Annotated in this window: 15 protein-coding genes; 4 read left to right on the top strand and 11 right to left on the bottom strand. The window is 40.1% G+C overall.

Features of this window, described 5'->3' with window-relative positions:
* The 4 genes from BLQ81_RS21245 to BLQ81_RS21260 form a co-directional block, all read left to right on the top strand.
* The coding region (locus tag BLQ81_RS21245; protein WP_139183703.1) for an IS3 family transposase at positions 1 to 184 on the top strand (184 nt) is incomplete at its 5' end.
* 383 nt (positions 185 to 567) lie between these two features.
* A complete protein-coding gene (locus tag BLQ81_RS21250) occupies positions 568 to 966 on the top strand; it encodes a helix-turn-helix domain-containing protein (protein WP_092734973.1) in 399 nt (132 codons plus the stop codon).
* A gap of 348 nt (positions 967 to 1,314) precedes the next feature.
* Positions 1,315 to 1,932, top strand: coding sequence for a hypothetical protein (locus tag BLQ81_RS21255; protein ID WP_139183704.1), 618 nt, complete (start codon positions 1,315 to 1,317; stop codon positions 1,930 to 1,932).
* Complete coding sequence (locus BLQ81_RS21260; RefSeq protein WP_092734978.1) at positions 1,932 to 2,390, top strand: type II toxin-antitoxin system VapC family toxin; 459 nt, start codon at positions 1,932 to 1,934, stop codon at positions 2,388 to 2,390. Before BLQ81_RS21255 ends, BLQ81_RS21260 begins: the two co-directional genes overlap by 1 nt.
* A 99-nt stretch (positions 2,391 to 2,489) precedes the next feature.
* Here BLQ81_RS21260 and BLQ81_RS21265 read toward each other — a convergent pair whose 3' ends face one another.
* From BLQ81_RS21265 to BLQ81_RS21325, 11 genes are all read right to left on the bottom strand, one after another.
* Complete coding sequence (locus BLQ81_RS21265) at positions 2,490 to 2,966, bottom strand: hypothetical protein (RefSeq protein ID WP_092734981.1); 477 nt, start codon at positions 2,964 to 2,966, stop codon at positions 2,490 to 2,492.
* Between the two features lie 140 nt (positions 2,967 to 3,106).
* Positions 3,107 to 3,256, bottom strand: coding sequence for a hypothetical protein (locus BLQ81_RS22435; RefSeq protein ID WP_175454316.1), 150 nt, complete (start codon positions 3,254 to 3,256; stop codon positions 3,107 to 3,109).
* Between the two features lie 339 nt (positions 3,257 to 3,595).
* Positions 3,596 to 4,108, bottom strand: coding sequence for a hypothetical protein (locus BLQ81_RS21280; protein WP_092734991.1), 513 nt, complete (start codon positions 4,106 to 4,108; stop codon positions 3,596 to 3,598).
* 189 nt (positions 4,109 to 4,297) lie between these two features.
* Entirely contained in the window at positions 4,298 to 4,696 is a 399-nt protein-coding gene (locus BLQ81_RS21285) for a hypothetical protein (RefSeq protein WP_092734994.1), read from the bottom strand.
* Positions 4,697 to 4,744: 48 nt separating this feature from the next.
* Positions 4,745 to 5,473 (bottom strand): DUF5131 family protein, encoded by a 729-nt coding sequence (locus BLQ81_RS21290; protein ID WP_092734997.1) that lies wholly within the window; start codon positions 5,471 to 5,473, stop codon positions 4,745 to 4,747.
* A 6-nt stretch (positions 5,474 to 5,479) separates the two neighbouring features.
* Positions 5,480 to 6,601, bottom strand: a complete 1,122-nt coding sequence (gene tcmP / locus BLQ81_RS21295; RefSeq protein ID WP_092735000.1) for a three-Cys-motif partner protein TcmP — start codon at positions 6,599 to 6,601, stop codon at positions 5,480 to 5,482.
* 1,442 nt (positions 6,602 to 8,043) lie between these two features.
* Entirely contained in the window at positions 8,044 to 9,234 is a 1,191-nt protein-coding gene (locus tag BLQ81_RS21300; protein ID WP_092735003.1) for an ATP-binding protein, read from the bottom strand.
* A gap of 660 nt (positions 9,235 to 9,894) precedes the next feature.
* Complete coding sequence (locus BLQ81_RS21310) at positions 9,895 to 10,080, bottom strand: hypothetical protein (protein ID WP_092735009.1); 186 nt, start codon at positions 10,078 to 10,080, stop codon at positions 9,895 to 9,897.
* A 36-nt stretch (positions 10,081 to 10,116) separates the two neighbouring features.
* Positions 10,117 to 10,599 carry a hypothetical protein gene (locus BLQ81_RS21315; RefSeq protein ID WP_092735012.1) on the bottom strand — a complete coding sequence of 161 codons (483 nt, stop codon included), beginning with the start codon at positions 10,597 to 10,599 and terminating at the stop codon, positions 10,117 to 10,119.
* Positions 10,596 to 11,846 carry an AAA family ATPase gene (locus tag BLQ81_RS21320; protein ID WP_092735015.1) on the bottom strand — a complete coding sequence of 417 codons (1,251 nt, stop codon included), beginning with the start codon at positions 11,844 to 11,846 and terminating at the stop codon, positions 10,596 to 10,598. The genes BLQ81_RS21315 and BLQ81_RS21320 overlap by 4 nt, the downstream gene beginning before the upstream one ends.
* Before the next feature lie 445 nt (positions 11,847 to 12,291).
* Positions 12,292 to 13,440, bottom strand: coding sequence for a hypothetical protein (locus tag BLQ81_RS21325; RefSeq protein WP_245693336.1), 1,149 nt, complete (start codon positions 13,438 to 13,440; stop codon positions 12,292 to 12,294).
* Positions 13,441 to 14,144: the final 704 nt, after the last annotated feature.

Genomic DNA, 14,144 nt, shown 5'->3' on the forward strand with positions numbered 1-14,144 from the left:
AAACTTCTTTAAGATCATTAAATCAGAGCTGATATACCAGCTCCCACTTCTCAACATCGGACAGACACAGATCGAGATCTTTGAGTTCATCGAAATCTGGTACAACAAAAAAAGAAAACATTCCTACCTGAATTACCTTACTCCAGAGCAGTTCGGAGAAAAAACAAAAACAAAGGCAGCTTAAAGAAAATTGAACTCGAACTAATCAGGTGGATTTTTTTTCTAAATCCACTTGATTAGTTGAGTAGCCCCGCGGCAGGCGACATAAAATCAAATCAAAAACAAGCTTAAAAATATTGTCCAGTTTTTTGTAGCAAATCCACCTCCGATTTGGATATATGTGACCTTGCCCTCCTTCATTAAGAGAGAAGCTAAAAGAAAGGAGGCGGTAATTGTCACAGAATTTTCCATTTGAAAATGAATCTTAGACAATTTTATATAGATGTTTCCTAAAAAAAGAATAAATTCGGTAGTATAAACTCGATGTAAAGTAGTATAGCACTACTATTTACAAAAACCCTTATTCATTCGGCTCTAATGCCGTATTTTTGAACAAACACCATTACAATGAGAGAAGCAGAAGAATCAGAATTCACCATTTTAGAGAACAAAACCATAGGAAGAAATCTCCAGGTATTCAGGAAACTACGAGACCGAAAAGCTTTGGAGGTTGCTGAATTCCTTGGGATAAAAGAAGCCACCTACACCAAGTACGAGCGAGTGGAAAGTAAAATCACTATAGATCTTATTCAAAAGGTTGCTGAATTTTTAAATGTTGATCCTATGCATTTAATCTCTGCCCAACCGGGTCATGTAATTGAGCATTTAACCAACTCGCCTGTATCAATTAATTCTAGTAACAATCATACTAATATTAATGACAAGCAAACCGAAGTCATGATGAAGATGATGGAGACGATGATGCAGATGAACGAGGCGATCAGGAAGATCTTGGAAGGGAAGTGAGCTAATTAAAATCCAACTAGTAAAACCAAATAAGTCTTCAATACAATGAATTACGATGTCAAACTTATCAATAATTCCGAAGGGAAAGGCAGAATAGAGCTTGACCGTATGGGATTTTTGGCAAAGCACATTAAGGGAATCGCGCAGAAGACACTTTTACTTCAGCTATTTGGGTATAGTAAAGTCAAAATGCCAAGAAATCTCCACAGGTATCTTGATATTTTTTTAACGCAAACTCAGGAAGGAGATGGAGATACCATTTTGACTCTGGATGCTGAAAGCTTCAAAAATATTCCCATTCAGTTAAATCTCTTCACGGAAAAGGAAGCGCTTAAGGACCTTACTCCCATGGCTTTAGTGATAAAAAGCTTCACCGCTGCCCTTTCTGATGATGCGGATAAAAATATGATTGACGAGCCGCTTTTGGACGAACTCCTACAGTTCAAAAATTTTTTTAACTCAGACTTAGAAAAGATCTTACTTAGTAATCGAAAAACAATTCCAGAAATTGAATTTTCAAAAAAGGAAATTGAAAAGGTAAAATCTTTATACAAATCTATTCCTTTGCCTAAAAAGCAGGTAGTTGCAGGGGTAATTGATGAAATGAAGTATTCAAAAGAACAGGTAATTTTAACTACTTCTGATTCAAAAAAGGTTATTGTCATTGTAGCTAAAGATCTTCTTTCTCAACTAAAGGAATTCTTTGGCAGAGATATATCCATTACAGGTATGGCCCATTATAAGCCAGGCGGCAATCTTTCCTATATACAATTAGAGTCCTTTGGAGAGCCAGGTAAAGCTGGACATTTCCTGTCCAGAAGACCAGATCAGTTGACCACAAATCAGCAAATTGCAATACAGCTCAGTCAAGGCAAAAAAAAGAACCCCTTGGATGATATCTTTGGCAAGTGGCCCGGAAATGAAAGTGACGAAGAATTTGAACAAATGATGAAAGCGCTCGATTGATGACACGGCTTGTATTGGATACGAACATTCTAATTCAAGTTGTCAGAGGAAAAGCATTAGCCACTGATGTCAAAGCCCTCATTGATGGTATAGAAAATCCTGAACTTTATCTTTCTGTCGTTTCTTTAGTAGAAGCAGAATCGTTAGCAATCAAATGGAAATGGCAGAATCAAAAAATTACTTCATTAAAGAACTTAATGGATTCATTGATTTGTATCGATATCACTGCAAATCAAAAGGAACTGCTAGAGGCTTACGTGAGGCTAGATGCTTATAGCCAAAGTAAAGGGACAGATGATTCCGGGAAAATGCTACAAGGATCCTCTCGGAATATGGGCAAAAATGATTTATGGATAGCCGCCACTACTTATGCCTTGGATGCCGAATTGATCACAATGGATGGAGATTTTGATCATTTGAAAGATATTTGGTTCCCAATTCACAAATTCAAAATATAAAGTAGAAAAATCCAGATAAAAGATTAGGTATTTGTTCACATCAGCTTTCAAGGACAACAGTTCTAGTTTTCCTGAAACTAAACCCTTATAGGTAGTGGACTACTCCGGAGAAGAAACATTTAAATTATTTATGGTTCTTTTCTTCCAAGGTAAGCCAGTTCTTAAATCAAACTCTTGATCATCTATAAACTCATTGTGATCAGCTTTACTTAGAATGATTCGCTTCATTCCGTTTTCATCTCTTAGAAGAGCCTGAAATATACTTCCTGCTGGAATTTCCATATCCAAATGCTTATAATCATTCTGTGAATCTGACTCTACCTTCATTAGTCTTTTTAATATAATTTCAGCAGATTCCAATCTTTTAGAATTCAAAAGGATATTCTTAAGAGCTACTATCACTTCGGTAAACTCACTTTCAAAAACAAACTTCCTTCCACTCCCACTATTCGAGATTTCAAATAACAATCTTTGAACATATTGTGAAATTAAATCCCCAGAGCTTGAAATTTCAATTTTACTCCATTTGTTTGTCGAATGATTAATTTGGTGCAACGAACTAAATTCTATATTCATACATTTTCTTTTTTGAAACTAGTGTAAACTCAATTTTGGGTATGGATATTAGCTGGGTTTATGTTTTTTCTTGCATGTCCTCCCGGCTTGCAGACAAGGCATTTGGCAAGGCCCAAATCCTGGACTTCATTAAGTGTCGTTTACCAGCCTGCCTGCGCATAGCGACAGGTAGAGCGGTGGTATTTGGCTCCCTTCTTGGTGACAAATACCTTACTCTCCGACTGCGCATAGACGGTAGCGGAAGTAAAGAGAAGAATGTAAATCAATAGAAACCGGAATGCTGGGATCATCGAGTGGATAAACAGGTTGCAATTCGGTGGTAGTCAGTTGGTATCCCAAAAAAAGAGAATTAGTTGGAATAAAAAATACCCAGTACTGGGTATTTTTGCATCCTCATCCCTCCTTTTCCTTGAGGAGAAGGCGATAAAGCAGTGGTCAAAGTGAACATTGGGGTCCCATTGAACGGAGTTTGCGCAGTGCATGACCAGAAATTGTGCTCTATTTGAGGCTGACCGTACTGGGAATTCATGGGGAAAAAAAAATTGAGGGGGAAGAGAGGATTTTTGAGTTGGAATGATAGGAATGGAAAATCGGCACCTGATCGTAACTCCTATACCTGGTTAAACAATTTACTGCTTAGGCCTAAAGGGCCTTTCTTCCATTTTTCTAGGCACAGCCCATACCGATTCGGTGACAAAGGAGCCATGGCCTATGGTAGAAATACCGAAATTGAAATGAAGGTTCTGGTCCATCATGATCGGATAAATTGGGCTTTTGTGGTACCGATAAAGTATTTCCCCACTTTTGAGCTCTCTCCCATTCGGATCAAAATATTCCCGCATCTCAAAGCGGGTTTGGACGTTTTCTCCTTTGGAATTCTTGACAATAAAAATCTCCTCTGGCCCTTTTAGGTTACCTTGTTGAACTGAGGTGAGAATAATGGATTTATTGCTTCGGTTTTTTATCTCTAGCTCGACGTACATCGATGTTCCATCTTTTGTCGTCTCCTTAGCCACATAGTTTATTTTAGTCCAAATCGGTGTATTTGACAGATTGTATTGAGCTAAGCTTTTTTGCCATACACCCAAACTCAGAATCGAGTTTACTGCAATGATTCCGAGGTTCTGAATTGATCGGTTCATGTCGGTTCTTTTTTCCTTTGCCTAAAAGGGGAGTAAAATTCTCCTCGTAATGTTTAAAAAGATAATCAATTCTGGCCATTTCTTTGGTAAATGGCTAAGGGCGACAGCATCCCTCTGACCTACTTCAGAACGACTACCTTATGGCAGTCAAGCTCAGCCCTCCAGTAGTTGGTTTTTTTTTAGAGGATTTTATCCCAATCTTTTAGACCGAATCAAAGGTTTTAAATTAACCTCCAGAAAAACCTCCACCACAGCAGACCAGTGAAAATCCTTGATGTCCTTTAAATTAATCAGTAAAACTTGGGCCAATGGATCAGACTGGAGGTTCTTCATTTCAAGTTGTTCCACTTTTGTATTATCTCGAATATGTTGCCAAGCCCGCTTCCTGCAATTGGTGAAATTTCGTCCAACTTTGATAACCTCTTCTCCTCTATAAAAAACATAGACTCCGGGATTGCAAATGAATTCATCTTTTGAAACCAACAATGAAACGACTGGAAGATCAATAAGATGGAACTTGGTTTCAATTGAGGCAAATTCCTGTCTGAACACGTTCTCTATTTTATTTCTAGCATTTATTTTCTCCATACACTTTTAAAAATTTGAATTTTGAGAATTTAGGCCTCTCCCAACCAGTTAAATAAATCTCTGAAGTTCCACCTCAGGCATCTCATCATAGGTCTGCCCATTTAGCTCTCTCCCAGCCTTCTTTTTGTTTTTACCTCCCCACTGTTTGAAGAAGAAAGCCACTTTGGCAGCTGTGCATTGCTCCTGAATATCCAAGACCCAATCTGGATCCATGGGTCTGGCTTTGTGCCCACTCTCCCCTCCAACAATGACCCAGTCGATTCCGTCCAAGTTCATATTTGGTAAGGGACCGATCAGTGGTTCGCAGGAAAGAAATTTTACTCTGGCACCTGTTTGGCGAAGAAAATCGATCCTATCCAGAACTTTATCGTCTTCGACAGATACGCCCATCCAGATATTATGAGACCAAGGTAAAAGGTGACTGATTTCGGCAAGACGATCCGCTCTTTTGGTCAGGACTTGGAAGACATGTTGGCCATTGTCTTTCATCACCTGAAAGACCTTTTGGATAAATTCCAGCGGCACATCCTTGTGGAACAGGTCGGACATGGAGTTGACAAAGACCACTTTTGATTTTTTCCAAGTATAGGGAATGGCTAGGGCATCTTCGTGAATTCTGACTTTCTTGAACCCTGCCTTGTACTTTACCACTCCCATGGCTTGAAGTCTTTTGGTCATGACTTCGGCATAGCAGAATTTACAACCCGGCGATATTTTGGTGCAGCCTGTGACTGGATTCCAGGTGAGTTCGGTCCATTCAATTGATGTTTGTGCCATTTTGGATCAGATTAGGTTGATGGAAATACGATTCGGCCTATCACAATAATCGTTATAATTGATGTAATAAGAGCCTTTTCTGATTTTTTGACCGTCATTTGATGTCACACTTATTTTTTCTTGGCCTGATAAGCCTTTCAATACTTCGACAGCATGAGTAGGTCTAAATCCCTGGTGAAGCGTTGCCGCATAAATCTCTGCATTCGTCCTGCTTTCTTTTAAAAATGATAAGAAGAATTTTTCTAATCTGTTCACCCTGTTAGATCCCGACTGATTAAAGAGTGTCGGCAGGTCAGGATTTTTATAGGTCCAACCCCGTCCTTCCTCCGAGTCAATCTCCCATTTTGCATCTAGCATTTTTTCAAAACCATAGATGTGGCTGGTAAAAAAGAAAAGACAGAAAAACTGATTTTTTTCTCTTGTGATAATAAAAGAGTCCACATAGAATTCATTTCCCAAATATTCCCTGAAAGCTGATTTTAAGTTTTCTATGAAATCAATCCCAGTATGGGAATTTGGCCATTGTTTTTGAGGTACTATGTCTTCGATAAAGGAATGAAGAGCAGTAGGCCTACCTTTCTTTTCAAACCGAAACATATGCTGGGTCGGAAGAAAAAGCAGCACCTCTGCTTTTTTTGTTTCTAAAATTGATTGGATTTGGGAAGCCCGTACTTCGGAGTAACCATATGGATCAATAAAGACAAAGGATTTAGAATTCTTCACAATTGAAATTTGCCTGACCACCAAAGGTAAAGCTGTAACATAATCGATGTTTTTAAATCTGAGGTCCCCGAGAAAGGGGTAATGAAGTTTTTTTTGTTCTATGATGGATTTTACCTTTTCAGTTTTACTTGGCTCTTTATCATTGAAAACACAATCCACTTTGATTGTCTTTTGGCTTTCATGTTGATTCCTGTAATAAACTTCTTTGATCGCCTTCATAAAAATGATCGGACTTCCCTCTCCCCCATTTTCATAAATTCCTTCACCGCAGAATAGGTCAAAAAGTTGGACTTTCTCGAAGGCCTGTGCCCGGCTAAGAATATTCAAATACTTCTTGATGTAGAGATTCAAAAGTCTGACTTTGACTTCAGAATGCTCAATCATGGTATGTTGTGATTCTTTCATAAAAAAATGTTGTCAAATCTGTGAGGCTTGTTTGAATAACATCCTGAACTAACTGTTTTGCTTTAGATTACGTGATTGAAAGGAATTGAAAAAAAGGCAAAAAAAAATACCCAGTACTGGGTATTTTGGGGGGTGAAAGTGAGAAACGTGAGGGAAAATGGAGGTTTTTTGGATAATTACCTTCTCGCTGCGCTCGTTTTCCAATCTCGATCACTTTGGTGACACCAACGAAATGATCTGATTCCTTCTCATCTGAGTTTTTATGTGATTATGATTTGATTTTTAAAGGCCACATGAAACTCTCCTACCTTACCCCTCGTTCCTGATACCTTGCGCTCCTGATAGGTAAACCCGCAGGATTTACAACCTCGGGATAAAAATATCGGGACAGGGTTTCTTCTACCTCAACCCACGCTACCCCCGTACAGCTGTCGGGACTGGCTCACATTGAGAGGGAGCTTGCACATTGGTCAAGTCAAATTTAGATGTCCGATTTGGAGAAAGATCTGGCGAGCTTGAAGGGATTTGAAATTCTCTTTCTACGATGAAGTAGTACCCTCTCCTAGAGGGGAGGGTTAGGGTGGGGTAGTTAATTTTCCGATTGAAGGGAGCTGGTTATTGGTTTGGAAAAGGATATTGATGCCAGCGCAAAGGGAGGGTTATTTGGATTAAAAGCGGTCTACCTTGCGGTAGCTAAACCTACCTGGCGGCAGGCAAGTCTGAAGACTGCATTATTGTAGGCACAAGTTTGAAAACTTGCGCCAATCGGTCCTTTTGGTCAAGAATAAGGTTGGTGAATTATCGTTGGAATCAAAGCGTGCCGTAGGTACGCCAGGTCGGTAGCCAAGGGTAAAGCGTAGCGGAACCCTAGGTAAAAAAAGGAAAAAAGGCCATTGCCCTCGGCGCAGGAATATCGAGAGGAGTGGGTGGCTGATGCCGAGGAGGAGTTAAAAATTGGTCGGGAAAAGATTTTAGTACCAAGGCAGCCTACCTATCTGTAGCTAAACCTACCTGGCGGCAGGCAAGTCTGAAGACTGCATTATTGTAGGCACAAGTTTGAAAACTTGCGCCAATCGGTCCTTTTGGTCAAGAATAAGGTTGGTGAATTATCGTTGGAATCAAAGCGTGCCGTAGGTACGCCAGGTCGGTAGCCTAGGGTAAAGCGTAGCGGCACCCTAGGTAAAAAAAGAAAAAAGGCCGAATACCTCGGCGCAGTTGTATTATGGGGAAAAGGAGGTTGATGCCGAGGAGGAGTAGGAAGTTTGAAGGATGGTAGATGAGCGGTGTTAGGATTTCTCGCAAAGGCGGTAAGTCGCAATGAATTCAAGTCCAGTCCCGATAGAAATATCGGGAGAGAAGTAGGATATCGAGCGTGGATTCAGCCCTGAGTGGAGATCCTCCACGGCGGACGGGCACTCATGGCGGCGAAGTTTTTTCTTTTGCTAATACAAAAAACCAAATAACCACAAGGGAATCTTTGATCCAAGTCCAGTTTCAATACCATCAGCGGCGACAAAATGAAACCCCTGCTCTTTCTTAGGTAGATCCTTACCTATTCCGCCTACTTCGATATTCCATTTTCTGTCAATCAGAAAATCTCCTTTTTCGGGTAAAGTAACTGAGTGCTTGGAGGAAACCTGATTTAAGAAAAAGGTTTCTCTGAGATTCCCGATATCCACATTTCTGCCGAGTGCAAATGCCAAATTGGTGTTTTCCAGGTAAAGTTTTTCGGGCTTTTGAAGTAAAGAAATACCTTCATTTGACTGGTAAAGGTTAGAAGTCAATTTACTTTCATCGAGGTAGTGAAAGTAGGTAAGTAAGGTAGTCCGGTTGATCCCGATTTTCTGACTGATCTTGGTGACATTTGGAATGAAGGGCACAGAATCAGCAATAATCGAAAGTAGTTGCTTGATCTTAGGTACATATCCAATATCAAATTTTCTCAGCTGGGGTAATTCCACCTCCAAAATCAAATTGACAATGGCCCTTAATTGCTGATCATAGAGATCTCCAAATTCTCTTGAAAAGGGGTAATAACCATGTTTCAAATAATTTCCAAAGAATTGGTAGGGTCTGAATTTATTAACCAGTTCAATTGCTATCTCTTCATGCTGATTCAAGACCTCATTAAGAGAAAATTCAGGAAGTGTATTGCCGGTTTCAAAATTGACATATTCTCTAAATGACATTCCTTTGAGAGAATACATCAGAGCCCTTCTACTTAAATCCGCTCCGGAATTGAGAATTTCCAGCAAGGAGGATCCAGTGAATATTACCTGCAGTTCTGGATAAAAGTCATAGATATTTTTCAGCTCCCGGGACCAACCTGCGTATTTGTGAACTTCATCTAAAACCAAAACTTTCCCTCCTGATTTGGAAAACTGATCAGCTAATTCCAAGAGCGTGTGCGATGAGAACCAAATATGATCCAGTGAGGCATAGAGCGCAGCATTATCCGAAACAGCAAACTGACTCTTTAAATATTGTAGGATCATGGTCGTTTTTCCAACACCTCTAGCCCCTGTAATACCGATTAGACGGTTTTCCCATTTAATTTCGGAAATCAAGCTTCGCTGAAAATCCAAGGAAGTCCGATTCCAGAGTCTTCTATATAGTTCAAAGAGATATTCCATAAATGTATAGTATGATACACAATAATAAGTAATAATTGTTTAATGCGCTATACGATTTTGAAAAAGGATTAGGAGTTGGGAAGTTGGGAAATTCGGAGGCTGGGAGGCATGGAAGAGCAGGCGAAGATAAAAATGGTAAACATTAAACCTAAGAGAAGCTATATCATCGGGCTGGGATTGAAAAATTGCTAAAGGAAGCCGTGAGTGAAGATCCTCCACGGCGGACGGGAACTTATGGCGGCAAAAGGCTGAAGGCCTGACAATGTACTAACCTAGGGGGTGGCTCGGCTCCGCTCACCAACCGGCGGAACCCTAGGTAAAAAAGGAAAAAAGGCCATTGCCCTCGGCGCAGGAATATCGAGAGGAGTGGGTGGCTGATGCCGAGGAGGAATTGATGAATAGTCGGAGAAAAATAATCCCCCCTACCCCCTTTGATAAGCCTGACTCGTCCCAATAAAAATTGTTTTCCAAAGGGAGAGTTGCGGCGGAATGATCTTTAAATCTGTTTAAAAAAAACAATCTGAAGACTGCATTATCGTAGGCACAAGTTTGAAAACTTGCACCAATCGGATCCTAAACTATGAAAACCTTCGAGGTTCTATAAAATCAAATTTGGTGAAAAAATTAACAGGAAGGTCTCTTGGGAAAAACCTCAAAGGTTTAGACACCAGCTTCGGCGAGGCGGCGGCGTTCTTCTTCGACGATGCGGTTGAAGATTTCACCTCGCTTTTTGATGCGAGTAGTTTTCTGCCAATCCATAAATGCCACGATCACAAAGAGCATAAAGTACATGATCTGGCTCTTCTGTCGGATGATGATGCCCACATTCGACATCACAAAGGTCATGGAGATGGAGATCGAAAGCAGAGGGAAATTCTAGTCTTAAATCAACACCACATTTGCCTGTGCATCAATTCGGAACCCATATTTTCTAAATACCTTGTAATTCAATTCATGATCAATCTCCTGAAACCGGGGTGACTTCCTGTTACAGGCAAAGGCCTTTTTGTGTTTGAAATTTACTACTGCATGACTTTTTAAAAAAATCTCAATGGTACTAATAAGTTGTTCGATTGCTCCAGATTTCCAGCTTTTCAACTCTTCCTTTAATTCCACAAAATAAAGATGGTGCGCAGTGGTAAGCAAACAATCACATCTTCTTTGGCCTACCAGTTGATTTCCTTTTATCACGCATCCATCAATTGCTGTCAGTACTACTGGAAGGCCAGATTTATTTTCCACTTTTGCTATCCATCCATCAGGATTGGTGGTTGTGGTAAAGGCAAAAGGATTTCCATCGCAAATTCCAAACTCACTTTCAGGCCGAGGAGCCTCTTGACAAGAAGGATCAAAAAAATTAATCATACTGCCAATTCTTCTATTTCTAAAATACTATCCAATAATCTATTTGTCTCTCGCAGGTAATCATTTAAAAAATTACTTCCAGTCACTATTCCATCTTCTGAATACAATTTTCTGATACTCCCGTCTCTATCGTTAAACTCATAAAATGCGAGACTTTTTGGTTCAATTCTTTCACTCGGACCTAAGATTTCATTAAGTTTCCCCCTTAATTCATCATTATTGCCGACTTTTTTTGAAGTCAAATAAGCCAAAGACGCAATACTCAGCCAATTCAAAATATACGGGCTGTGGGTAGTTAACAAGACTTTGTTACTTGGTAAGGAATTCGTAAAACTTACCAAGCTTTTAATCATTTCCCATTGAGAGCTCGGAAAAAGATTTTGCTCTGGTTCTTCGACGATATTGATAAAGGCTGATTTATTGAATTTTTCAGAAAGAACTTGAATAGCTGTTCTTTTTTGATCGTCATTAAGCGAACTACTCCTGAATATTTCCGAAATGGATTTTCTGAATCTGCTGAGTTCTTTTGCACTCATTGGTTCACTTTCCTCACCTCTCAGACTTTCTTTGACCCTATTAGAAAGATATCTACTGACCAAATACATGGGGACAATGGATTGAAATCCTGAGGAAGAATCAGTGAGCGTGATTTTAAAGGAGGAGGATTTGATATTCATCACGTCGTTCAAACGGTCAAACTCTAAGTCTACCTCATTGATTGGCAGTCTGATTGCCCCTTTCAAATCCTGTTTGGCATTTTCATATTCAGTCAAAAATTCTTTGAGCGAATCTGAAGAAAGCTTGAGTTCTTTGGGACTTTTAACGTAGGCTATAAAATTGCGTTCGGCGGGTACATACATCAATTGAGGCAACTTGTATGAACCCTCATTATTAGCAGACGCAGTCAAAATACCCCCCCTATAAGAGATTGAGAATGCATCACCTTCATAGTCAATCTCAGTTTGATCAGAAGATTTTCCTTCCTCAACCAAATAATCTGCAATACGATGATAGGGCAAAAACTGATTTTTGAGTTTGTTTCTTCTGGCTAACCATTGTTCATTAAAATCACCTCTTACCAAAGCTTTTTCGATCCAGGAAAAAGTAGAATAAAGTTTTGCTACAGTGCTTTTGCCAGATCCCTGGTTTCCAATGAATACACAAAACTTAGGTATTTCCATCCAACCGTTTTGCTCAGAAAAGCCTGATTTGACCGGTCCAAAATTTTTGATTCGAATTTTAGTCATGGGTAACAATGTGTTCAATCAATCGAGTGAGCTACTTTAATACTTCAAAGTATTAAAATTAACGTAAAGGAGTAGAATTTTCATTTATAGATAACAAAAAACAGTCGGGGGATTACACTTTTGATTATAACTAGGGAATTTGTCTTTAATGTCTGAGGAAATGCGATGAAGTATGCCGTCACGGTGCCCTGTTCCTCAATAAGATCACAACACTCTGGTCGGAGTTCTAAAGGATTCGGGTCCCCGGAGAAACAGATCATTGCTACTTGGATTGCTTCAGAGCATTTAACCTTCATCTCAACCATTTACATTTGACTTACCGCTCGCGCGACCCCCAGAGGTCAGGCAATGACGGGAGATATTCCTTTGAAACCTTCGAGGTTCTATAAAATCAAATTTGGTGAAAAAATTAACAGGAAGGTCTCTTGGGAAAAACCTCAAAGGTTTAGACACCAGCTTCGGCGAGGCGGCGGCGTTCTTCTTCGACGATGCGGTTGAAGATTTCACCTCGCTTTTTGATGCGAGTAGTTTTCTGCCAATCCATAAATGCCACGATCACAAAGAGCATAAAGTACATGATCTGGCTCTTCTGCCGGATGATGATGCCGAGATTGGACATCACAAAAGTCATTGAAAGTGAAATAGAAATAAATACCACTGCGGACATCTTGACCATGGCAGGGGCTATCCGGATATATTTCAGGAAATCCTTGTTTACAATTCTGCTGAACATGTAGATGTAAAGCGCATTTTCCATGGAAACCACCAATCCGATAACATTGGGTGAATCAATAAACAAGGGTCTAAACCAAAATGTAAAGAGCTTCATGGGCATACTATAGGAACCCATATCCACACCTGAACCGGAAGTTTGAAGTCTTCCTCTGTTTAATGCAGATTCTTCCTCAAAACTTGCCACCACGTTATTTGGATCATAGCCTAAAAAGACAAGCAAATCTTCATACACGTAGACACTCATTCCAATTGCAAAAATTACAACTGCATATTTTTGATATAGCGGTACTTTCTCTCGACCCAAGACAAAACCCACTCCCATTCCAATCAATACAGCAAACAGAATATGAGGACGGATCATATAGCATATAAAACTTCCCAATGCGATATGAAAAATCCTTTTCTGAGGCCAAGAAAGTCCATAGGTAAGGAATGCCAATCCGGCGAAAATGTATGCGCCTTTCCCAAGCGAAGCCGTCCAAAAGTGCATATTGGGCAAAAACATAAAAATGGTAATCGCATCCCAACCCTCGAATTTCGGGTTGAAACGCAGGTTTTCCTTCATAAACAGGTAGAAATAAACAAATCCCCAGAACCCAACCCAAGCTGAAAAAAACATCATCATATCGTAATTGAATCCCAGCCATTTGGCAAAGGGATAATTTATCCACTCAATGAATAAAGTCCCAGGAACAAAGGCGTCAAACCAATTGGTATAATGCTTATAACTGGCGTGATACATGATCGAATCCGATCTATTAAACTGGGAATAAGTCCAATATACCAGTCCAAAAAACATGTGGTACCAGAACATCTGATTGAGCAGACCGGCTTTGATCCACTTGTGCTCCTTCTGCAAATTGCCAAGGATAGGTTGACTGAGGAAGAAGAGGAATAAGACTAAGAGTGCAGCTCCGAGCAAGGGATGATGTTGGTTAGTTAGGGCTTAAATATAGTAATCGTTCGGTTTAATTGTTTGGAAGGAGGGAAGTTTGGAGGTTGGGAAGGAATTGGAAGATTGAGGGGGAGTTGTAAAGTTGTAAGGTTGTAAGGTTGTAAGGTTGGGAGGAGTTGGTAGGAATTGGAAGATTGAAAAATTGAAAAATTGAAAAATTGGAAGATTGGAAGATTGAGGTGGAGTTGTAAAGTTGTAAGGTTGTAAGGTTGGGAGGAGTTGGTGAGAATTGGTAAGAATTGGAAGTGGGAAGGTGGGGCCAGTTCCAATCTAGTGCTGAAGGCACGTTCTTTAATAGCCCAGCTTTTTAAAGCTGGGGTAAAAAGGTGAGATTAAGGTCCCCAGCGGTGGCGCAGGAAGTTAGTTGGGAAAAATGAGGTTATGCCAGCGCAATGGAAAAAGGATGTTCTCTACCTCACCCCCCGCCCTCTCCTTGAGGAGAGGGAGCTTACGGGAGAATAATTTGGGAATTTTTTATTCAGATTAGAATTACAGAAGACCCAGAATAAAGATAAGATTCAAGCTGAAGCGTGCCGTAGGTACGCCTCGTTGGTAGCCTAGGGTAGAGCGCAGCGGAACCCTAGGTAAAAAAAGAAAAAAGGCCATTG

Source organism: Algoriphagus alkaliphilus (genome assembly GCF_900103735.1).
Lineage (GTDB): Bacteria > Bacteroidota > Bacteroidia > Cytophagales > Cyclobacteriaceae > Algoriphagus > Algoriphagus alkaliphilus.